Origin of the sequence: Gordonia sp. PP30 (assembly GCF_023100845.1) — a bacterium.
Classification (GTDB): Bacteria; Actinomycetota; Actinomycetes; order Mycobacteriales; family Mycobacteriaceae; genus Gordonia.
Genome location: NZ_CP095864.1, coordinates 94,559 through 115,886, shown reverse-complemented (window position 1 = coordinate 115,886; position 21,328 = coordinate 94,559). Strand labels below are relative to the sequence as shown.

The 21,328-nt window shown below is 71.2% G+C and carries 21 protein-coding genes; 7 read left to right on the top strand and 14 right to left on the bottom strand.

The window, feature by feature from the left end:
• Window positions 1–36 precede the first annotated feature (36 nt).
• The 6 genes from MYK68_RS00565 to msrA all read right to left on the bottom strand — a co-directional run bounded on the left by MYK68_RS00565 (window position 37) and on the right by msrA (window position 5,395).
• Window positions 37–999 (bottom strand): DUF5926 family protein, encoded by a 963-nt coding sequence (locus tag MYK68_RS00565; RefSeq protein WP_247865694.1) that lies wholly within the window; start codon window positions 997–999, stop codon window positions 37–39.
• Window positions 1,000–1,026: 27 nt separating this feature from the next.
• A complete protein-coding gene (locus MYK68_RS00560; RefSeq protein ID WP_247865693.1) occupies window positions 1,027–1,809 on the bottom strand; it encodes a glycerophosphodiester phosphodiesterase family protein in 783 nt (260 codons plus the stop codon).
• A complete protein-coding gene (locus tag MYK68_RS00555; protein ID WP_247865692.1) occupies window positions 1,806–2,801 on the bottom strand; it encodes a DUF4328 domain-containing protein in 996 nt (331 codons plus the stop codon). Before MYK68_RS00555 ends, MYK68_RS00560 begins: the two co-directional genes overlap by 4 nt.
• Window positions 2,798–3,130: a rhodanese-like domain-containing protein gene (locus MYK68_RS00550; RefSeq protein WP_247868136.1), complete on the bottom strand. Its 333-nt coding sequence runs from the start codon at window positions 3,128–3,130 to the stop codon at window positions 2,798–2,800. Before MYK68_RS00550 ends, MYK68_RS00555 begins: the two co-directional genes overlap by 4 nt.
• Window positions 3,131–3,590: 460 nt before the next feature.
• Window positions 3,591–4,670: a winged helix DNA-binding domain-containing protein gene (locus tag MYK68_RS00545; protein WP_247865691.1), complete on the bottom strand. Its 1,080-nt coding sequence runs from the start codon at window positions 4,668–4,670 to the stop codon at window positions 3,591–3,593.
• A 5-nt stretch (window positions 4,671–4,675) separates the two neighbouring features.
• Complete coding sequence (gene msrA / locus MYK68_RS00540) at window positions 4,676–5,395, bottom strand: peptide-methionine (S)-S-oxide reductase MsrA (protein ID WP_247865690.1); 720 nt, start codon at window positions 5,393–5,395, stop codon at window positions 4,676–4,678.
• A 146-nt stretch (window positions 5,396–5,541) separates the two neighbouring features.
• On the opposite strand from msrA, the gene MYK68_RS00535 reads away from it, so the two are divergent.
• From MYK68_RS00535 to MYK68_RS00525, 3 genes are all read left to right on the top strand, one after another.
• The gene (locus tag MYK68_RS00535; RefSeq protein WP_247865689.1) at window positions 5,542–5,691 is read left to right on the top strand and encodes a hypothetical protein; all 150 of its coding nucleotides are present in this window, start codon (window positions 5,542–5,544) and stop codon (window positions 5,689–5,691) included.
• A gap of 116 nt (window positions 5,692–5,807) precedes the next feature.
• Window positions 5,808–6,431: a superoxide dismutase gene (locus MYK68_RS00530; protein ID WP_247868135.1), complete on the top strand. Its 624-nt coding sequence runs from the start codon at window positions 5,808–5,810 to the stop codon at window positions 6,429–6,431.
• A 230-nt stretch (window positions 6,432–6,661) separates the two neighbouring features.
• The gene (locus MYK68_RS00525) at window positions 6,662–7,177 is read left to right on the top strand and encodes a cupredoxin domain-containing protein (RefSeq protein WP_247865688.1); all 516 of its coding nucleotides are present in this window, start codon (window positions 6,662–6,664) and stop codon (window positions 7,175–7,177) included.
• Window positions 7,178–7,524: 347 nt separating this feature from the next.
• Here the strand turns inward: MYK68_RS00525 and MYK68_RS00520 are convergent, their stop codons facing one another.
• Genes MYK68_RS00520 through MYK68_RS00510 form a run of 3 tightly spaced genes read right to left on the bottom strand, consistent with a single transcriptional unit; the run spans window position 7,525 to window position 10,876 of the window.
• On the bottom strand, window positions 7,525–8,043 hold the full coding sequence (locus MYK68_RS00520; protein WP_247865687.1) for an ABZJ_00895 family protein: 519 nt from the start codon (window positions 8,041–8,043) through the stop codon (window positions 7,525–7,527).
• On the bottom strand, window positions 8,040–8,795 hold the full coding sequence (locus MYK68_RS00515) for an energy-coupling factor transporter transmembrane component T family protein (RefSeq protein WP_247865686.1): 756 nt from the start codon (window positions 8,793–8,795) through the stop codon (window positions 8,040–8,042). The genes MYK68_RS00520 and MYK68_RS00515 overlap by 4 nt, the downstream gene beginning before the upstream one ends.
• Window positions 8,792–10,876 (bottom strand): ABC transporter ATP-binding protein, encoded by a 2,085-nt coding sequence (locus tag MYK68_RS00510; RefSeq protein WP_502798290.1) that lies wholly within the window; start codon window positions 10,874–10,876, stop codon window positions 8,792–8,794. Before MYK68_RS00510 ends, MYK68_RS00515 begins: the two co-directional genes overlap by 4 nt.
• Before the next feature lie 153 nt (window positions 10,877–11,029).
• Here MYK68_RS00510 and MYK68_RS00505 point away from each other — a divergent pair, with 153 nt between their 5' ends.
• Window positions 11,030–11,749: a TMEM165/GDT1 family protein gene (locus MYK68_RS00505; protein WP_247865684.1), complete on the top strand. Its 720-nt coding sequence runs from the start codon at window positions 11,030–11,032 to the stop codon at window positions 11,747–11,749.
• Between the two features lie 205 nt (window positions 11,750–11,954).
• Here MYK68_RS00505 and MYK68_RS00500 read toward each other — a convergent pair whose 3' ends face one another.
• Window positions 11,955–13,592 carry a TM0106 family RecB-like putative nuclease gene (locus MYK68_RS00500; protein ID WP_247865683.1) on the bottom strand — a complete coding sequence of 546 codons (1,638 nt, stop codon included), beginning with the start codon at window positions 13,590–13,592 and terminating at the stop codon, window positions 11,955–11,957.
• Between the two features lie 128 nt (window positions 13,593–13,720).
• Here MYK68_RS00500 and MYK68_RS00495 point away from each other — a divergent pair, with 128 nt between their 5' ends.
• Together MYK68_RS00495 and MYK68_RS00490 are read left to right on the top strand one after the other, a co-directional pair.
• Window positions 13,721–14,437, top strand: a complete 717-nt coding sequence (locus tag MYK68_RS00495; protein ID WP_247865682.1) for a DUF6474 family protein — start codon at window positions 13,721–13,723, stop codon at window positions 14,435–14,437.
• 26 nt (window positions 14,438–14,463) lie between these two features.
• Window positions 14,464–15,024: a Rho termination factor N-terminal domain-containing protein gene (locus tag MYK68_RS00490; RefSeq protein ID WP_247865681.1), complete on the top strand. Its 561-nt coding sequence runs from the start codon at window positions 14,464–14,466 to the stop codon at window positions 15,022–15,024.
• Between the two features lie 64 nt (window positions 15,025–15,088).
• On the opposite strand, the gene MYK68_RS00485 is transcribed toward MYK68_RS00490, so the two are convergent.
• The 3 genes from MYK68_RS00485 to lysX form a co-directional block, all read right to left on the bottom strand.
• The gene (locus MYK68_RS00485; RefSeq protein ID WP_247865680.1) at window positions 15,089–16,642 is read right to left on the bottom strand and encodes a succinic semialdehyde dehydrogenase; all 1,554 of its coding nucleotides are present in this window, start codon (window positions 16,640–16,642) and stop codon (window positions 15,089–15,091) included.
• A gap of 32 nt (window positions 16,643–16,674) precedes the next feature.
• The gene (gene rraA, locus MYK68_RS00480) at window positions 16,675–17,163 is read right to left on the bottom strand and encodes a ribonuclease E activity regulator RraA (RefSeq protein WP_247865679.1); all 489 of its coding nucleotides are present in this window, start codon (window positions 17,161–17,163) and stop codon (window positions 16,675–16,677) included.
• Between the two features lie 176 nt (window positions 17,164–17,339).
• The gene (gene lysX / locus MYK68_RS00475) at window positions 17,340–20,660 is read right to left on the bottom strand and encodes a bifunctional lysylphosphatidylglycerol synthetase/lysine--tRNA ligase LysX (protein ID WP_247865678.1); all 3,321 of its coding nucleotides are present in this window, start codon (window positions 20,658–20,660) and stop codon (window positions 17,340–17,342) included.
• Between the two features lie 88 nt (window positions 20,661–20,748).
• Between lysX and MYK68_RS00470 the strand changes: the two genes are divergently transcribed.
• The gene (locus MYK68_RS00470) at window positions 20,749–20,982 is read left to right on the top strand and encodes an RNA-binding S4 domain-containing protein (protein WP_247865677.1); all 234 of its coding nucleotides are present in this window, start codon (window positions 20,749–20,751) and stop codon (window positions 20,980–20,982) included.
• 2 nt (window positions 20,983–20,984) lie between these two features.
• On the opposite strand, the gene MYK68_RS00465 is transcribed toward MYK68_RS00470, so the two are convergent.
• A complete protein-coding gene (locus MYK68_RS00465; RefSeq protein WP_247865676.1) occupies window positions 20,985–21,143 on the bottom strand; it encodes a hypothetical protein in 159 nt (52 codons plus the stop codon).
• Window positions 21,144–21,328 lie beyond the last annotated feature (185 nt).

The window sequence follows — 21,328 nt, the reverse complement described above, 5'->3', positions numbered from 1 at the left end:
GATCGGCGCGGACTCCACCCGACCGGCGCGCGGGCGTCAGCGCAGGGTGACCTGCCGGCCCAGGATCCCGGCGCGCGAGCTGCGCTCGGCGGCGGTGAGGTCGGAGTCGTCGGCCAGGGCCTCGGCGAACGCCTTGTCCAGCGCGTCGAGCGCGCCGTACCACTCCTCGTGGTGCCGCTCGTTGTCCAGGTCGAACACCGGGACCACCAGACCGTGCGTGCGGAACGACCCGGCGAACCGCGAGCCCTCGCCCATCGTCAGCCGGCCGGCCGCGTGCAGTTTGGCCATCGCCTTCATCAGCGCGTCCTCGTCCTCGGGACGCACCCAGCGCAGATGCGCGCGGTCGCCGGCGTCCACCCACCACGGGGCGCCGACACCACTCGGCGGCGTCAGCCGCGCGGTCGGCATGATGGTCTCGTTGGCGCGCTCGAGCATCGCCCGCACCTGCGGGGTCACGTCGGCGTCGTCGCCGAACCACCAGTCGAAGTCCGGGTAGACGATCACGTCGAGGGCGGCGGACGGATCCACGACACCGGCCAGGCCGCCCGGCGAATCCGCGCCGCGGAACTCACTGCCGGACGCGGCCTTGGCCGCCCAGCCGAGCACGGTGGCGAGGGAATCGGCCAGGTCGGCGGGCTCCGGATCGGTCTGCAGGGCGGCCAGGCCCTGCGTCACGATGCCGGTCAGGCCGCGCTCGGCGGCGAACTTCCCCCACTTCGACGCGTCCCGGGTCCGCACCAGACCGGGCACCGCGCCGGGGAGGATGGTCACGAAGTCCACCTCGTTGGGGGCGTCGAACCCGTCGACGAACCGCACCTGTGCCGTCGCCGACGCGATGAACGCGCGCATGGCCACCAGATCGCACTCCGCGGTCGGCAGCGCCGCGAAGGGCCGCACCGGCCCGGCGAGCGCCGCCGCCTGCCGTGCCTTGCGCGCCGCGACGCGCTCGGCGCGGTTGCTGCTTCCCGACGGTGCTCTCCGCTTGCTCTTCTTAGCCATGCTGCCTAGCTTCTCATCCCGCCCGGATCAGTCGACGGTGACCAGCCAGTCGCGCACCTGCGCCGGGTGGTTGGTGGCGATCCAGCGCACCCCGAGGTCGGCGCACAACTGCACGTCGCTGCGCTCGTCGACGGTCCACGCGTAGGTGACGCGGCCGCTCGCCGCGGCCCGATCCACCAGCTCCGGATGGCTGCGCAGGGTCTGCACGGACGGTCCGACGCCGGTGGCGCCCACCGCGGTCGCGGCACCGGCGCTGATGCCGCGCAGGGTCTCGCCCAGCAGGATGGTGGGGAGCATCGGCGCGGCGCGGCGCACCCGCCAGATCCCCGACGCCGAGAACGAGATCACCACGGCCCGGCTGTGATCGGCGGACGGCGGCGCACCGACCCGGAACTCGTGCAGGGTCTCCAGCAACCGCTGTTCCACCAGGCTGCCGAAGCGCACCGGATGCTTGGTCTCGATGAAGAGCCGCACCGGGCGCCGCCAGTCGAGCGTCAGTTCCAGCAGTTCCGGCAGGGTCAGCACCGACGCGGGCTTACCGCCCTTCCACGACCCGAAGTCGTACTGGCGCAACTGCGCGAGCGTCATCTCGCTGACCACGCCGACGCCGTCGGAGGTGCGATCGATGGTGCGGTCGTGCACGCACACCAGCTGATGATCGGCCGTCAGCCGGACATCGCATTCCAGGCCGTCCGCACCCTCGGACAGCGCGGCCTCGTAGGCGGCGAGCGTGTGCTCGGGATGGTCGGCCGACGCACCCCGGTGGGCGACGACCGCCGGCTTCCCCGAGCGGGACACGTCCGAGTTCATGCCGCCACCACCAATCGTCGCGGCGGGGCCGAGGCGACCTCGTCGCCGGTCACCACCACCTTGTCCAGGCGCGGACCGAGCCACCGGGCGAACACCGCGGAGGCCGCGAAGGCGAGGGTCGCCCAGGCCATCGCGTCGGCGCCGGTCTGCACGCTGTCGGTGAACAGGCAGGCGATGCGGTAGGCGAGCGCGATCGCGCCGATCAGGTTGACCAGCCCCCACGCCACGGCCACCCGCCGGACGGCCCGCTCCACCCGGGCGACGCCCGGACCACCGGCCGCACGCGCCGCTTCGACCAGCGCGAACGGCGCACCCACGACGTTGACGAAGATCAGCGCGGTCATCAGCAGCACGGCCCATGCCGGTCGTGGATCGCTCCGCCCGGCCAGCGCATACGAGTCCGCACGCACCTGGATCATCCAGCGCGTGAAGTAGTAGAGCCCGACCACGACGCCCGCCGCGGCCACCCAGCCGCACAGCATCACCAGGGCCAGCGTGCCCAGATCCCACCACGCGGGGATGGGGCGCGAGCGGTTGACCATCAGCGTCACGTACCGCAGGAGCTGCATCACCGCGGCCGCCACCAGGAACGGCCACAGGAACGTCAGCCAGCGGCGCAGCGACGCGGCCGGATCGGTGCCCGCCTCCTCGGCGGGCGGCGCGACGACGTCGAACAGACCCCAGCGCGGGATCTGGCCGTAGCGTGCCGGAACGGTGCGTCGCCGTGGTGCCGGGGACGGCCGCGGCGGGAGCGTGTCGGCGGGGCGATGCGCCACCCAGCGCAACCGCGGCGGCGCGGGCCGAGTCGGTGTGCGGCGGACGGCCGGAGTGGGAGCCGCCGCCGCGGCGGGGGCCGGAGCCGGGCCGCCGGCGACCGGCCGGCGAGTGGTCTCATCGAGCACGGTGAGCGGCCGGCCGCACCGCGGGCAGGTGGCGCGGCCCGGCTGGTGTTCGGCCTGGATCCGGCACGACAGGCAGACGTCGAGCATCACGCCGACTGCTCCGGGCCCGTCTCCACGGGCTTGCCCGCGGCTTCCCAGGCGACCATGCCGCCGTGCACGACGGTCGCGTCGATGCCCCGCATGGCCAGATACTGCGCCAGCCGGAAGCTGCGCCCGCTGGTGCGGCAGACCACTAGCAGGTCGGCGTCGAGGTCGATCTCGTCGAACCGCCCCGGGACGTCGTCCAGCGGGATGTGCAGTGCACCGCGCACGTGCCCGGACTCCCACTCGTAGCCCTCGCGGACGTCCAGCAGCGTGCGATCGGTGACATCGGTGAAGTCGTCCGGGAGGTCGGCGACGTCGATCTGTTCGATGTCCATGCTCACGTCGACCATGTTCCCACAGATCGCCCCGGAGGCACCGGGCTTGCCGGTCGAAGACGGGCGCGGAATCCCTACCACATCGCGGCGTGATCCGGTTGCGACGGTTCATCGAATTCGTCCCAATAGTTATCCACAGGGCGGATTCGGCCGGGTTGTCCACATGGTCCACATGCCACCCGTCGCGCTGTGCATAACCCTGTGGATTTGTGGACAACAGCGAGGTCGACAATCAAAATGTGACGCGGACCTCACATTTTCGGGCGATTTGAGACTCCCGGATGCCTGTGCGTCACCTCCGGGTTTGCCGACGGCCACCCGGGCGTCCCACACCCCGGCCTGTGGACAACGTGTGGACAACACTCGCAACGACACTCTGAAGCAGTGCTTGCGAGTTGCGTGTCGCGGTGGTTTCTGCGGGTCCACCGATCGTGTGACGCCCACCGCGGAACGCTTCGGGTCACCCCGCCGCGAACTCCGCCAGCAGTGCGGCTTCGCGCTCCACCTCGGCGCGCTGAGCGGGGTGCAGGTCGACCAGTTCCGTCAGCTCGACGCTTCCCGAGCCCAGTCGCCAGGTCCCGGCGAGCCGGCCGTCGACGAGCACGAACCCCGGCGAGCGCCCGTTGGCCGTCACCGTCCGCGCGTACACGTCCCGATCGGCGACGCGGTCACGGTCGGCGTTGGCCACCAGTACCCCGTCGTACGGCGCGAGCAGACGCACCGGCACCGGCTGATCGCCCTCGGCGATCGCCAGACCGTCCAGGTCGTACAGCTCCCGGCCGTCCGGTCCGGCGAGCTTCACCAGCTCCCAGTCGGCCTCCATCGCGTCGAGCAACGGACGCAGACCCGACAGCCCACTCCAGGCGGCCACCGCGGCGGCCGACGCCGGCCCGTGGCCGCGCAGGTACATGCGGATCAGGTCCTTGCGCGCCTCGTCGCCGATCAGCGCGGGCTCACCCGGCCCGATCCAGTGGTCGAGGAGCACGTACGACGGCGCGCCGCTGCGGCCCCACAGTCCACGCGGTGGAATCTGCACCAGCGGCAACCGGGCGCGCGCGACGGACGTCAGCGAATCCGCCGGCGCCTGCGGCCACCGCCCGGTCAGTTCCGTGCGCAGCCGCGCGGCCGAGATCCCGTGCTCGCCGCCGTCGTCGTCGAACAGCCGCCGGGCCGCCTCGACGACGGCCGCGGGGTCCACGTCGCCGAGCTTGCGCAGATGATTGCTCGTGAGCGACGCCTCCAGCGCGGGCTGCACCGCCCCGCGGATCCATCGGGCGTCGAGGCCGTCCATCAGGAACACGGTGCCGCGCTGCAGCGCCATCCGGACCACCTCGCGGTCGGTCAGGAGCGCGTCGAGCTCCGCGGGGTCGAAGCCGTCGATGCGGGACCAGAGCGCGAAGAACGCCGCCCGCGGATCCTGCGACTGCACTCCCACGCAGCGGTCGATCACCTCGATGGGTTCCTCCGCGACCCGCTCCACCAGGTGCTGACGCACCAGCAGGGTCCGGTTCCACTGTTCGGCCGAGATGCGCTCGGTCACCGGGACTAGCCCGCGGTCGGGAACGTCAGCCCGGTCGCCGCGTGACAGCGGTAGCCGTTGGGATTCTTGTGCAGGTACTGCTGGTGATACGGCTCGGCGTAGAAGAAGCGGCCCGCCCCAGCATCGTCGAGGAGGGATATCTCGGTGGTCACCGGGCCGTAGCCGGCCTCGGCGAGGACCGGCTCGAAGCGCCGCGCGGCCGCCACCGCGGCCTCGTTGTCGTCCTCGGCGAAGGTGAAGACCGCCGAGCGGTACTGGGTGCCGATGTCGTTGCCCTGCCGCATCTCCTGCGTCGGATCGTGCGCGGTGAAGAACACCGCGAGCAGTTCGTCCAGGCTGACCTGCGCCGGATCGAAGACGACGAGCACCGATTCGGTGTGGCCGGTCTTGGCGGTGCACACCTCCTCGTACGTCGGGTTCGGGGTGTAGCCGCCCGCGTAGCCCGCGGCCGTCGTATACACGCCCGGCACCCCCCACAGGATCTCCTCGACGCCCCAGAAGCAGCCGCCGGCCAGCACCACCGCACGCAGGCCGCCGTCGAAGGTGCCGACGCCCCCGTTCGCGTACGACCCGTCCGCCTCCGGTTCGCCGCGCAACGGGTGCCCGAGCACCGCGTGAACGGCCGGCACCGGCATCTCCTCGTCGCGTCCCGGCAGGGCGTGCGCGGGATCCACCATCACGCGCTTGACGTCGGCGGCGGCTTGCAGGCGATCGAAGATGCTCATGCCTCCAGCGTACGACTCCCCCCGGCGCCTCCGGCGGTGCGCCGCGGGGCCCGGGGTTTCGCCGAACGGTCCGCACCGGTAGCCTGTGGGCACCATCGCACCTGTGAGGTGCGTCACCACCTGTGACCGAGAACGAGGATGACGCCGTGACGACGAGGCAATCGGTGACCCGGTCGGGCTCAGTGACCCGGCGGTCCGAATCGTGGCCGGTCTACAACGTGGGCGGTCAGTGCCTGGCGATCGCCGCGACCATCGCTCTGATCATCGTCGCGATCGCGCTGATCATCCTTCTCTGACCCTTTTCGCGGACGCGGCGGGGGCCCGGGCGCAACCCTTGCGCACCGCCGCGGGAAGGGGAAGGGTAGAAATTGGACCGAGTACGAATAACGCACAGCGAAAGAAGAGGATGACCGTGGCTGTCTACACCCTGCCCGATCTCGACTACGACTATGGCGCCCTGGAGCCGCACATCTCCGGCAAGATCATGGAGCTCCATCACGACAAGCACCACGCCACCTACGTGGCCGGCGCGAACACCGCCCTGGAGAAGCTGGAAGAGGCCCGCGCGGCCGGTGACATCCAGGGCAAGGTCTTCGGCCTGAGCGCCAACCTCGGCTTCCACCTCGGTGGTCACACCAACCACTCGATCTTCTGGAAGAACCTCTCGCCCAACGGCGGCGGCGAGCCCACCGGCGACCTCGCCGAGGCCATCGGTCGCGACTTCGGCGGCTTCGAGCCCTTCAAGGCGCACTTCACCGCCGCGGCCACCACCCTGCAGGGCAGCGGCTGGGCGATCCTCGGCTACGACACCATCGGCAAGCGCCTGGTGATCGAGCAGCTGACCGACCAGAGCGGCAACACCTCCGCCGCCCTGATCCCGGTCGTCATGCTCGACATGTGGGAGCACGCCTTCTACCTCGACTACCAGAACGTGAAGCCGGACTACGTCAAGGCCTGGTGGAACGTCGTCAACTGGGAGGATGCCGCCGCGCGGTTCGCTCGCGCGACCGCCGCGGACGGCCTGATCGTTCCGTAACGACAGACCTCACCCGCAGTTCGCAGTACGACGACGGCGCCCACTCCGGAAACGGAGTGGGCGCCGTCGTCTGCTCCCTGCCCTGAGAAGTGGGGGCGCCCTGAACAGCACTTTCCTCCCTTTCGCCGACATACAACGCGATGTGCGATCCCTAGGTTGAATGGCGGACTGCCAGGCAGTCGCCCCGAGAACAGCTCGTTCTACCGCGAACCCAGGGAGGGAATTCCCCCATGACCAGCCGTACCCGCCTGATCGGCACCGTCGCCGGCGCCGCAGCCGCCGGCGCGATGCTCATCGCCCCCGCCGCCGCCCACGCCGACGGCACCAAGGACCCGCGCTACAGTCGGCCGCCGACCACGAGCCAGCCGAAGAAGAAGCAGGATCCGACCTACACCGCGCCCGTCCGGCCGTGTGGCAAGGTGACCGTTCCGAACGGCGGCTACGACGCCCGGCCGCAGAATTTCCCGGTGAACCTCGGTCGCAGTGGTCCGACCGCCTTCGACATCACCTACGACATGCAGGATCAGCCCGACAAGCTCGATGTGATCTACCAGGGACGCCAGATCGCGACCACCGGATGGCGCGGGTCGGAGAGCAGGAACAAGTTCAACCACCCGCTGGCGGGTCCCGGCGTGGGCTCGCTGACCGTCAACGTCCCGCCGGGCGCGTCGAAGGAGGTCACCGTCCGCGTGACCGCCGACCAGGACGGCACGGCCTGGAGTTTCACCGCTCACTGCCCGAGCTAACCCGGCGGCACGTCGGCCGTTGCCGAATACCGGGTCACGAGGGGAATGTTCCCCCGTGGACCGGTATTCGGGGATGCACGACATGCCGACCACACGACCGGGCTCGGGCAGCATGTCGGGGGTCGTTTCGACACGGTTCGTCACGAAGTTTATCTAGAGCCCCGTCGAAAGGTTCCTCACCGGCTCAACGGGCTATCCGGGGCTTCGTCCGCTCGGATCGCGCGGCGCGCTACTCGTCGTGCGCGATTCGCAGAACGTCGCGGATGCGGGAATCATGACCGCATCCGCGACGGTCTACCGGCACCCCCGGCGCACGGAGTACCCGGCCGGTCCCCGATCGGCGCCGCTCAGCGGCGTTTGGCGGCCTGACGCTCCAGGTAGCGGGTGCGGTTCCGCAGCGATCGCCTCGGCCACCAGGCGTAGCCCGCCCAGATCGCGAGGAAGCTGACCGCGGCGCCGATGACCAGCAGGATCGGCAGCCAGACACCCATCTCGTCCCAGATCTGACCGGCGTATCCCGATGCGGCCAGCACCGTCCCGCCCACGACCACCGCCCAGGCGACGGTGATCCCGAACGACCACCAGATCAGCCACCACTTCTCGGCCGGGGTGAGGACCCGCAGGTGCCGCTTCACGAAGGCGTCGACGGCGGTGGCCGCCGCGAAGAACGGCACCAGCGCACTCACCCCGCTCACCGAGCCGCCGATCACGCTGTCGATCACCGCGAAGATCGCGCTGAGCAGGATCGACATCCCCACGAAGATCGCGAGGTACTTCCAGAGCCGGTCGCTCTCCCCGGTGGCGGGCGCCCCCGGCGCGACGGGCGCGGGCGTCCCGGACGGCACCGGTCCGGGCTGCTGCGTCATCGGAGCACCACCGTGAGGGTGATGGCCGCCGCGCACGCCGCGGCCACCAGGATCAGCGTGACGGCGTCGGCCCGGCCCGGCCGCGACGGGTAGGCGGTGAGCCGTCCGGTGCCGCCGCGCGCGGTGATCGCCTCGCCCATCTCGGCGGCCCGGCGCATCGCCGAACTCAGGGCGGCGACCACCAGGTCGATGATCGTCATCTCGGCCGATGGATGCCCGGACTTCGGCGACGACGTCGGGCGCAGCCGGTGCGAGGCCCGCAGCATCCGCATCTCCTCCATCAGCATCGGCAGACCGCGGAGCGACAGCGCGATGGTCACCGCCCATTCGTCCACCGGGAGACGCAGCAGCCGCAGCGGTCCCATCAGGCGGGCGATCGCCGGAGCGATCTCGGCCATCGGCGTGGTCCAGACGACGAGGATGCTCATCGCCAGCACCACCAGCCCAAGCACGGTGCTGCGCAGGAAGACGACGACGCCCGATCCCCCGCTGGACAGCGCGGTGACGCCCATACCGACCAGGATCAGCACCCAGAACCACCACGGCGGACGCGGGATGGCGCCGAGCGGGATCCCGGCGACCACGGCGAACACCAGGACGCAGATCGCCACGAAGATCAGGCTGGGCCAGCTCGGCAGCACCCACGTCATCACGCCCAGCGCGAGCACGACGATGAGTTTGGTGCCCGCCCAGAGCCGGTGGACCGGGGAGTCGCCGGGCAGTTGCCGCAGCGGCGGAGTGCGCATGGTCATCGTCGTGCCTCCAGGACGCCGTCGATCAGTTCCACCCGGCGGTTGCAGACGCGGTCGAGCGCCTCCAGGTCGTGGGAGATGATGATGATGGTGATGCCGCCGCGCCGCAGCCCGGCGAGCACATCGAGGACCTCCTCGCGGGCGCCGGGATCGAGGCCGGCCAGCGGCTCGTCGAGCACCAGCACGTCGGGCTCGGCGGCGACCAGCGAGGCCAGCACCACGCGCCGCATCTGGCCGCCGGACAGCGAGTCGACGCGGCGGGTGGCGATCTGCCGGGGCAGCGCGACGAGGTCGAGCACCCGGCCGACCTCGGTGGTGGTGACCGATTCGCCGCCGACCGCCATGATCTCGTCGCTGACGGTGGTCTTCTGCAGCTGCAGTCGTGCGTGCTGGAATCCGAGGCCGACGCTGCCGACCTGATCGGTCATCGGCTCGTCGTGCAGCAGCACCTCGCCGCCGGACGGCTCGATCAGCCCGGCGATGATCCAGGCCAGCGTGGTCTTGCCCGAGCCGTTCCCGCCCACGATCAGCAGTCCGTCACCCCGGTTGACCTGCAGGCTCACGTGGTGCAGCGCGGTCACCTCCCACGGCGATCCGGGCAGGTACGTGTGCGAGACGTCGTGCACCACCAGCAGCGGATCGTGGTCGGGCGTCACCGCGGGCAGGGCAGGCGTGTGCTCCTCGGGCCGCATCCACTCCGGGGAGTGTTCGACGATCCGCCCGCCCTCCAGGTGGATCACCCGGTCGGCGGCGCGCGCCTCGGAGTCACGGTGCGTGATCAGCACGACGGTGATCCCGCGGGTGCGCGGCAGCGCGGCGAGGATCTCGATCAAGTCGTGGCGCCCGGCCGGGTCGACCATCGAGGTCACCTCGTCGGCGATCAGCAGCTTGGGCCGCCGGGCCAGGGCGGCGGCGACCGCGAGTCGTTGCTGCTGGCCGCCGGACAGATCCGAGGTCTCCCGTTCGCCCAGCCCACCGAGGCCGACCTCCTCGAGCAGCGCGTCGATGTCGACGTGCGCGTCGTCGGGCAGACCCCAGACCAGGTCGTCGGCCACCCGCGAACCCAGCATCTGGGCCTCCGGCCGCTGCAGCACCATCGCGGTGCCGCCCAGCCTGCCGAGTCCCGGGTCGCCGGGACGGTCGACGACACCGATGGTGGCCGGGGTGCCGGCCAGCAGCTTCGACAGCGTCGACTTGCCCGAGCCGTTCGCGCCGACGACGGCGACGAACTCGCCCTGGAGCAGCGTCAGGTCGATTCCGGTGAGGACGTCGACGCCGGTGTCCGGGTAGCGGTAGCCGACACCGACCATGCGCAACGGCAGCGGCTCGATCGGCTCGTCGGCGGTGAGGTCGCCCTCGGCGTCGAGCGTGTCCTGCATGCGGATGTGGGCGAGCCGGTCGACCACGCCGTGCAGGATCCACCAGGCCACCAGCAACGACAGGAACGAGCCGACAGCGCCGGAGATGAGCATCCATGCCCACCAGTAGTCGACGATGTTCTTGCCGAGTCCGGCGAACCAGTCGCCGGCGCCCTGCCACGACACGGTGGCCTCGGAACCCGCGGCGTGCAGGCCGCGCGTGATCGCCTTGCCGATCCAGACCAGGACCTTGCCGACACCGCTGATCAGGTTCTCCAGAACCTCGAGCGCCAGCTTCCGCAGCGGCACCAGGATCCACAGGGCCAGCACCGAGACCGCGGAGAGCAGCGGTGCCACGATCAGCGAGACCAGCAGGAGCATCAGCAGCCCACCGCCGCGCCGACGGACGTCGCCGACCACCGCGCCGACCACCGCCGCGGCCAGCACCGAGAGCGCGGCACCGAGGCCGGCGACCGCGAAGGTCACCGCCGTCGAGGTGACCGACGCGGCGACGACGGCACGCGGCCGGGTACGAGCGGCGATGAGCGCGATCGGGACCGGGGCCAGCAGGCCGGCGGCCTGCCCCATCGGGATCACGGCGGCGACCACCACGGCCACCACCGTCAGGCCCGACAGGATGGCGACGATCGCGATCTCCAGCGGGCGCAGCGGGCCGGTGATCGGGCGCGCTCGCGTATCGAGGGCATGAGACACAGCTGCCATTGTGCCTGGTGCCCGCGACGGCCCCGGCGACGCCGGGTACCCCGGCCGACTCCGTACGGGTACCCGAATCTCTTCTTGCGGCGCTCCTACCTGCATATATGCGGCTATTCCATCTGTTGCGGCCCCGGGGCAGGCATGCCTAGCCTGGTTCACATGACAGCGGCACTCCTCCTCGGCTTCGGCGTGATCTTCGTCGCCGAACTCGGCGACAAGTCGCAGCTCATGGCGCTCACCTACGCTCTCCGCTACCGCTGGTGGGTGGTCCTCGGTGCGATCCTCGTCGCCACCACGCTGGTGCACGCGGTGTCCGTGTTCTTCGGCCACTACCTGGGCCTGTCGATCCCCACCCACCTGATGTCGATCGCCGGCGGCCTCGCCATGCTGGCCTTCGCGCTGTGGACGCTGCGGGGCGACGAACTGTCGGACGACGAGTCCACCAAGGCCGGCCGTGTCGGCGGCTCGGTGTTCCTCGCGGTGATGAGCGCGTTCATGCTGGCCGAGTTGGGCGACAAGACCATGTTCGCCACCATCACGCTGGCCACCGACCACAACTGGCTCGGCGTGTGGATCGGTTCGACGCTCGGCATGGTGACGGCCGATGCGGTGGCCATCCTCGTCGGGCGGCTGCTCGGGAAGCACCTGCCCGAGCGCACCATCGCGCTGGCCGCCGCCGCACTCTTCTTCGGCTTCGCGATCTGGCTGCTCACCGAGGGCCTGCTCGACGCGAGCGGTCCGCTGATCGGCGGCACCGTCGCTGCGGCGGTCGTGATCGCGGCCGCCGGCGCGCTGGTGATCGTGCGGACCTGGCGTCGCCGCGCCCAGGAGGCGGCGCGGAGCGTGGAGCATGACGACGAGGTCAGCCTCAACGCCTGACCGCAAGGCGGCGGCGCCGGACCCGGGGTCCTTTCGACCCTTCGACCGCGCAGGGCCAGACACGGGCCGATATGGCCGTCGGCCGAGCCCTTCGACTTCGCTCAGGAACCACCGGTCGAGCCCGCAAGGGCGAGACCGGGTCGGCCCTTCGACCGCGCGTCGTCGCAGGCTCCGCCGCACATGCTCAGGACCCGCCAAGCCCCCGTCAGGCGAGGAGGTCGTCGACCGTGGGGAGGCGGAGGATCTGCTCGGAGCTGAGCCACTCGCGCAGCACCTTGGTGGCCTGCACGTCGTCCTCGTTGTAGCGAAGCAGGCGGTCGCGCTGGGTCAGGTCCATCGGTCCCCCGCCGAGGCCGACCGCGGCGGCGTACCACTCCATGGAGGCCTCGCCGCTCGCCTCGTCGTCGCGCCAGCCGAAACCGGCGACCGGCGCGATCCGCTTGAGCCCCTTGCCGTTCGGGCAGATGAAGTTCTTGTTGACGGCCTCGTAGACGTCCACCCACTCGGGCGAGGAGATGAAGGCATCGACCTCCTCGCGGGCCGGAACCCCGGGGATCGATCCGAAGCGGTCGGCGCTCGCGCGCAGCCACCGGTTCTCCGCCTGCTGCGAGTAGCAGTACGCCGCGAAGGTCTTGCCCGCCTCGTGGGCCAGCCGCCGCCGTTCCATCAGCCACGACCAGAAGCGCCCGAAGGCGTGGCCCTCGTCGTCGGTGGGCAGCGGATCCCAGGTGACGAAGGGCCGGTAGAGCACCGGCTCGCCGTCGACGTTGTCGGTGAGCAGCGTGCCCCACAGGTAGGCGCCGCGCTCGCCGTAGCTCTCCATGTCGACGTCCACCTCGACATCGGCGCGCCGCACCCGCGGCCGGTCCAGCCGGCGGACCAGCGGCACCTCACGGCGCCGGCAGTTCGCGGCGACCACCACATCGAGGAAGTTCATGTTGCCCGGCCACTCCTCGGGCGGATCTCCCCGGTACGCCGACAACTGCGTGACGGTGCTGATCCCCGCGTCGAGCAGCGCCGCGGTGCCGGTGCCGCCGACCACCAGGCTCACGTCGTCCCGCGCCACCAGTTCGGCCTCGCAGTCCGGCCACCATTCGCAGCTGCGGCACTCGTTGATCCGGCGGGGCACCGTCCGCACCAGTCCGTCGGCCACCGCGCGGCGCCGGGCGAAGATGTCGTCGTACTCGGGCATCACGGCGCCCAGCGGCACCATCAGGATGCAGTCGGCATCGACCCCGATCACCCCGCCGGCCCAATCCGCGCGATCCGGCGCGGCCGCCAGACCCAGGCCGTCGAGCATCGCGGCCAGCTGAGCCAGGCGCAGCGTGTCGCGCCGGTTGCGGCGCGAGGCACGCGACGGATCGGGTTCGGGCCGCCACTCGCCGAGCCCGCTGGTGCACAGCGCGGCCGGCTCGGCCGGGTCGCGGTCGGGCTTGGCCGGATTGGTCACCCGGTGGTTGACGACGATGAGCGGCACGTACCCGGCCCCGTGCCGGATCAAGGCCTCGGCGTGCCCGCGACGACCCGCGGCGGCGTCGACGGGCAGCGCGGCGGAGAAGATCCAGTCGGCACCGGCCTCGCACGCGGCGAGCGTCGCCGCCGCGCGCTCACGGTGCGGCAGGTCCGGATCGATCGAGACGACGCTCGTGCCCCGCTCGGCCTGCAGTGCGCGCAGCGTGTCGAGCACGGCGCGACGATGCTCCTGCGCGGCCTCGATCCGGCGCAGCGCCTCGGGGGTCTCGCCGATCGGCGTCGCCCGGGCGTCGGACGCCAAGGCGGAATCCAGCGCCAGTCGATGCTCGCAACCGGACAAGTCGCGCGCGCCGAGAATCGCTGCACCCACCCGCTGCCTGCCTCTCGTCGCCGATCACCGCCGTGTGGCGGTGCTGCGCCACAGTCTCATCCCCCTACGACACTATGCAAAACTGGTTACAGTCACGGCCACGCCGGTCGTCCCGCGGAAAGGACACCATGGGTTTCTTGTCGTCCCGCAAGGCTCGTCGCGTCGAGCGCAAGGCCGAGGCCAAGATCCGCAAGGCCGAGGAGAAGGCCCTCAAGACGCGAGTGCGCCTCGAGGCCAAGGTGCACTCGCACGAGGAGACCAAGCGGCATCGCAAGGCGCTGCGCGAGAAGCACAAGTTCCACAAGAAGGCGCAGAAGGCCGAGCGCAAGACCGCGAAGACCACCTCGAAGGCCACCCAGAAGGCGCATGCCGCCGAGGCGAAGACCGCCCAGGCACAGGCGAAAGCGGCCGAGAAGGCGGCACTGTTCGGGCCGGCGCGGGTGAAGCGCTACCTGACCGTCGCCAAGATGCTCGCGCCCATCGCCGGACCGATCCTGTACCGCGGCGCGATCGCCGCACGAGAGCAGGTCACCGCGGTGCAGGCACGACGCGCCGGTGTCCCGGCCGGTCTGCTGACCCAGTACGGCGGCCCGAACGCCGCACTGCGCGCCCGCATCGCCGCCGCGCAGAACTCCGCCGACCAGGTCGCCGAGCGGGAGAGCACCGCCGAGGGCAAGGACTTCGTGACCGCCATGCGCGGGCGTCTGGACAATCTGGTCGTCGCGACCGACGCCGCCGACACCATGCCGCCGGCCCAGCGCCGCGCCGCGCAGCGGGCGATCAGCAACGAGCTGACCGCGATCGACAACGACCTGCTCGCCCGACTCAACGTTCACCCCGCGTGACACCGCCGAAGGAGACTGCCCCGACGATGGCCGACACCGACCCCGTCCTGCCCACCGACGATGCCCCGTCCGCCGACGCCCCGTCCGCGCACCGCGACCACACGGTCGCCGAACTGCGCGCCGAAGCGAAGGCCCGCGGCCTGCACGGCTACTCGACGATGAAGAAGGCCGAGCTGCTCGCCGCCCTCGACGCCGCACCGGCCGCCGAGCTCCCGGCACCCGCGGACGCGATCCCGGCACCGTCGCAGGCACCGCCGGCCGCCGAGGCCACCCCGGCCATCGAGGCGCCCGCCGAGCGGCCCGCACTGTCGGCGGCCGACCCGGCGCCCGCGCTCGAAGCCGCACCGGCGGCCGCCGACGTGCCGGGCGACGACGAGTCCGCGACGACCACCGCCACCCCGTCGCCGCACGACGACACCGTCGCCCAGGCCGACGCCGCCCGCGACCTGTTCGCCCAGTTGCGCCGCACCGCGCCGACCCAGCTGCCCGGGGACCGGGTGAGCCCGGCGATGGTCGCCGCCGGCCTCGGCGCGCTCCTCGCGGTGATCCTGCTGCTGCGCCGGCGCGCCCGCCGTCGTCGTTCCTGATCGGCACCCCGTACGACAAGAGCGGCCCCACCGCGAAAGGTGGGGCCGCTCTTGATCTTTCGGCTTACCGGCCGGGCAGGTACTTCAGCGTGCGGATCGCCAGCGGCGTCAGCTTGAGGAAGACGTCACGCGGCACGCCGGGCATACCGTCCAGGCCCATGAAGCGCTGCGCGGCGATGGTCTGCGGCTCGGTGTACTTGAGTAGACCCTCCTCACCGTGACGGCGGCCCACACCCGAGATGCCCATGCCGCCCATCGGCGCGGCGGTGGAGCCCCACGCGGCGGCGTAGCCCTCGTTGATGTTGACGGTGCCCGCCCGCAGCTGCTCGGCGATCTTCTGCGCCTGCGCGGCGTTCCCGGCGAAGACGCTGGCGTTGAGGCCGTACTCGGTGTCGTTCGCGCGCTCGATCGCCTCCTCGACGGAGTCCACCGGGTAGATCGACACCAGCGGCCCGAAGGTCTCGTTGCGGAAGCACTCCATCTCATCGGTCACGCCGGTGAGGACGGTGGGCGCGTAGAACAGCGGGCCGAGGTCGGCGCGCTTGCGGCCGCCGGCCAGCACGGTGGCGCCCTTGGCGACGGCGTCGGCGACGTGCGCCTCGATGGTCTCCACCTGGGCGGCCGAGGCGAGCGAGCCCATGTCGGGCGCCAGGTCGTAGGTACCGTCGAGCTTCATGTTCTCCACGAATTCGGCGAACTTGCGGGAGAACTCGTCGGCGATCGCCTTCTCGACGTAGATGCGCTCGATCGAGATGCACAGCTGGCCCGAGTTGGAGAAGCACGCGCGGGCGGCACCCGCGACGGCATGGTCGACGTCGGCATCGGCGGTGATGATCAGCGGGTTCTTGCCGCCGAGCTCGGCGGAGAAGCCGATCAGACGCTTGCCTGCCTGCTGAGCGAGGGTGGCGCCGGTGGCCGAGGAGCCGGTGAACATGACGTAGTCGGTTTGCTCGACGATCGCCTGCCCGACCACCGAACCCGGACCGGGGACCACGGCGTACAGCTCGCGCGGCAGCCCGGCCTCGTACAGCAGCTCGGCCAGCGCGAGCGCACAGTACGGGGTGTTGCTGTCCGGCTTGATGACCACGGCGTTGCCGGCGATGAGGGCGGCGACGGCGTCGGACACGGCCAGCGTCAGCGGGTAGTTCCACGGGCTGATGACACCCACGACACCCTTCGGCTGGTAGCGGACGCGCACGTCGGTGGCGCCGGGGATCATGCCCGCGGCCTTGCGGTCGGCCAGCATCTTGGGTCCGTGCGTGGCGTAGTAGCGCGCGGTGAGGGCGACGTCGAGCACCTCCTCCTGCGCGTAGATGCGCGCCTTGCCGGTCTCCGCCTGCGCGACGTCCATCAGCTCGTCGGCGCGGCTGTGCACCAGCTCGGAGAAGGCGTTGAGCACCTTGGCGCGCTCGGCCGGCTTGCGCGCGGCCCACGCGGGCTGCGCGGCGCGGGCGCGCTCGACGGCGCGCGTGAGGTCGTCGGCGTCGCCGACCGGGATGGTCGCCATCTCGGTGGCGCTGTAGGCCTCCAGGACGGGCTTGGTGGGGCGAGCGGCCGGGTCATCGATCGCGGCCAGCGCGGCGAGCCGCTCGAAGTAGGCGGAAGTGGGCTTCGGCATGGGAACTCCTGGGAGGGTGGAGGCAGGCGGGGTCAGGCTTCGGGGGTCACGACGACGATGCCGTCGTCGTCGGAGAACAGGTGGTCGCCGGGCTCGATCACGATGCCGCCCAGCTCGATCGGGACGTCGCGCTCACCGGCACCGGTCTTGGTGGACTTGCGCGGGTTGGTGCCGAGGGCCTTGACGCCGATCTCCATGCCGCCGATGGTCTTGGCGTCCCGGATCGCGCCGATCGCCACGATCCCGGCCCAGCCGTGGCTGCGGCCGAGCTCGGCGATGAGGTCGCCGACCAGCGCCGTGTGCACCGAGCCCTCGCCGTCGATCACCAGCACCCCGCCCGGATTGTCCTCGGACAGGATGGACTTCAGCAGCGCGTTGTCCTGGAAGCAGCGGACCGTGGTCACCACGCCGGCGAACTCGCGGCGCCCGCCGTACTGGGTGAACTGGGTGTCGCAGCTGCGGACATCGGGACCGATCTCGTCGACCAGGTCAGCGGTGGGTGTGAATTCAGGCACGGTCATAGTCCGCCAGTCTATGCCGCCGGAGCAGGTGTCCGTACCCCGCGGTAACAGACGTCACGCCGTCCGTCGCCACGGCGCGACGCCAGGCCGTCGAGGCCGGTCGCGAGAGTGTCCCCTTTGTCGGTCGGCGACCGAAGAACCGGACGGTGTCGGCGCGACCTCCCCCCGCATGTGATTCAGCGGGGCTTCACCAGCGGGAAGGTCAGGACGTCGCGGATCGGGCGGCCGGTCAGCAGCATCACGAGCCGGTCGACACCGAGGCCGAGGCCGCCGGTGGGCGGCATCGCGTATTCGAGGGCGGTGAGGAAGTCCTCGTCGAGTTCCATCGCCTCGCGGTCCCCGCCGGCGGCGCGGAGCGACTGCTCGGTGAGCCGCCGCCGCTGTTCCAGCGGGTCGGTGAGCTCGGAATACGCGGTGCCGAGTTCCATCCCCCAGGCGACCAGGTCCCAGCGCTGCGCGAGACGCGGGTCGTCATCGCGGCTCCGGGTGAGCGGCGACGTGGAGGCCGGGAAGTCGAGATAGAAGGTCGGGAAGGTGGTCGACGACTCCACGAACTGCTCATACAGTTCCTGGACCAGTTCGCCCGCATCCCAGCCCGGCCGGTACGCGACACCGCGTTCCCGGCAGATCTCCCGCAGCGCACCGGCCCCGGTGCCCGGGCCGACGGTGCGGCCGACCGCCACCGAGACGGCGTCGTACACCGAGACCACGGGCCAGCGTCCGGAGAGGTCGACGCGCGTGCCCGATTCACCCGGCGAGACCAGCACCGGTTCGCCGTACACCGCGGTCGCCGCGGCACAGATCAGCTCCCGGGTCAGATCCATCATCGAGAGGTAATCCCCGTGCGCCGCATAGGCTTCCAGGCTGGTGAACTCCGGATTGTGACTCTGGTCGACGCCCTCGTTGCGGAAGTTCCGGCCGATCTCGAAGACCCGCTCCATCCCGCCGACGCACAGCCGCTTCAGGTACAGCTCGGGGGCGATCCGCAGATACAGGTCCAGGTGGTAGGCGTTGATGTGCGTGCGGAACGGGCTCGCGTTGGCGCCGCCGTGCACCTGCTGCAGGATCGGCGTCTCGACCTCGATGTAGCCGTCATCGCAGAGCGTGTCGCGCAACGCCTTGACCACCTTGCTGCGGGCGACCAGCAGATCACGACTGTCCCGATCGGTCGCCAGCGCCAGATAGCGGCGCCGCAGCGCCATGTCGGCGTCGGTCAGGCCGCGCCACTTGTCGGGCAGCGGGTGCAGGCATTTGCCGTTCAAGCGCCATGCCGTGACCAGCACCGACACCTCGCCGGAGCGGCTGACGCCCATCGTGCCGGACGCCTCGACCAGGTCACCGAGGTCCAGACTCCCGGCGAAATCGGGGCCGTCGAGCGACGACGGCTCCACCAGCAGCTGCACCGTGCCCGACTGATCGCGCAGCCCGGCGAACACCACGCCGCCGAGATCGCGCAGGGCGACGATCCGCCCGGCCACCGTCACCGGGGTCCCCGGGTCGGCCTCCCGCGCAGCGGCGGCCGTATGCGTCGGCGACTGGGCCGTCGGATACGGATCAACGCCCTCGGCCCGCAGCCGCTCCAGCTTCTCCAGACGCACCCGCACCTGACCGGCGCGCCGCGGCTGCGCCGCCGACACCGCGCGCGCGGCGCGATCGAGGTCCGCGATCAGCGCGTCGACGTCGACGCCCACCGGGATCGACGACGCGCCCGCGTTACGCGGCGGCGGCGACATCGAGGGGATGAATCCCTCGGTGATCAGCGCGGCCGCCCCGACCCGCAGGATCGACCGGCCACCGCCGAAGCACAGGAAGCGCGGCACCCATTCGGGCTGATACTTCGCGTTGGACCGGTACAGCGACTCGATCTGGAAGTAGCGCGAACTCAGCGACAGCACCCGGTAGAGCAGGTGCACCACCGGGCCGGCGCCGACTTCCTCATGCTGCGAGAAGATGCCGCGGAACGCCGCGAAGTTCAGCGAGATACGGGTGACACCGACCTCGTCGGCCTCGGTCGCCAGCGCGCTCACCATCGCCTCGACCACCCCGTTGGGACCGCTCCGCTCCCGGCGCATCACGTCGAGCGAGGCCCCGGAACGTCCCCAGGGGACGAAGGTCAGCAGACCGATCTCGCGGCCGTCGTCGCCGACCGCCTCGACGATCAGGGTGTCGTCGTCGGCGCGGTCGCCCAGGCGGCCGAGGGCCATCGCGAAGCCGCGCTCGGTCTCACCGTCGCGCCAGGCATCGGCACGTGCGGTCAGCGCGTCGAGTTCGCTGTCCGGCAGTTCCGCCATCCGGCGGATACGGACGGTGATGCCCAGGTTGCGGATACGACTGGCCGCGCCGCGCACGGCCTTGAACTCCGGCCGCGAGAGCGCGAAGTCGTCGGGGTGCACCACGGCCTCGTCACCGATGTTGAGGCTCCGCATGCCCGCCGCCTCGTAGGCGCGTGCCCCGCGGACACTGGCGCCGAGCACCGCGGGCCGCCACCCGTAGGTCTCGCAGAGCGCGATGAACTCGGCGATCGCATCGGGCCAGGCGTCGGGGTCGCCGATCGGGTCGCCGCCGGCCATGCAGGTCGCCACCTCGACGCGATAGGTGATCACCGCGCGGCCGTCGGGCGAGAAGACGGCGGCCTTGTCCCGGCGGGTGGAGAAGTAGCCGAGCGAGTCGTCCTCGCCGTACGTGCGCAACAGCGCGCGGATCAGCCGTTCGTCGTCGGGGGTGATGAGCGATGCCAGGCGCTGGGACCGGAACAGCACGAACGCCGCGGCGATCAGCGCCAGCGCGCCGAACAGGCCGAGCAGCCAGGTGACCCAGCCGGGCGCGTGGTGTTCCAGCAGCGGCCGCGCCTCGATCGACGCGAAGGCCACCACGTGGTCGAACGAATAGGCCAGATACCGGCCGCGTTCGACGCTGCCCGGCGCCAGGGCGACCAGCCCCCAGCCGAGCAGCGTCCCGGCCACCAGCCCGACGGCCAGCACCGCCAGGGAGCTGCGCAGCGCGCCGCGCCGCACCCGGGTCGGGAACTGCGCGTAGCCGAGCACTAGGATCACCAGGCACACGCTGGTCACCGCCAGCCCGACACCCAGCTTCGGCGGGCTCTCGTGCCGCCGCGCGGAGGCCAGCAGCAGGTCTTCCAGATTCGAGACCGCCATCACCGCCACGATTCCGGTGGTCACCGCCCAGGCGATCCGTTTGCGCAGCGACAACGACACCGCGAGCAGGCCGAGCACCACGACCCACGCCAGGCTGGTGCTCGGCAGCGGGAACAGGTAGTGGTCCACGAACGCGCGCGGCACCGCGATCCAGTGGCGGAACGGCGGCACCAGCGCCGAGATCAGCCCGATGAGCGCGAGCAGACCGACCACTGTCGCGGTGCGTTGCGGCAGGCGACGGCCGAAGCCGTCTGGGGAAGCGATACGCGCGAGCCCGGCCAGTGAACGGCGGTTCGCCGTCGCCCGCCGACTGTCCTGCTCGGTCCGCACTGAATTGGTCATGATGGCCCCATCTAACCCGCAGGTCGATGAGGGCAGACTGAGAACGGCGGCCACGCGTCCGGTACGCGTCGTTTATCCGTGCGGCACAATGACCGGTGTGGACGATGTCACGATCCGGGACGAGAGCATCCGGCTGGGCCAGTTTCTGAAGCTGGCGAATCTGATCGAGACCGGCGCGGACGCCAAGGCGGTGCTGGGCGACGAGCTGGTGACGGTGAACGGCGAGACCGAGATCCGGCGCGGGCGTCAGCTCCGCGACGGAGACGTCGTCGAACTCGGCGGGATCGAGGTCCGGGTCAAGTCCCTGGCTGCCGGGAGCTGAACTCAGCCGGCGCGACGGAGACGGCGGAACTCCTCCGTCGTGACCAGGCGCTCGTGCTCGGCGGCGAGCGGACGCGGGGCGCGCACGCGGCCCCAGAAGGTGCGCGCGGCGGTGCGGCCGCCGCGGCGACGGCCGCGGTCGGACGGGAATGCGGCGTGCATGCAGACCTCCGGCAGGATCGGGACACGGCCGGCTTCCGGCCTCGCCGAGTATGTCGGCGGCGGGGCGCGAGACGTTACCCCGAGTCGCAGTGAGCGACGTCTCAACGACCTCGGCGCCAGCCGCTCTGGAGAGCAGTAGCAGCGCAGATGCACAGAAGCAGCGCTCGCGAGCGCTGCTTCTGTGA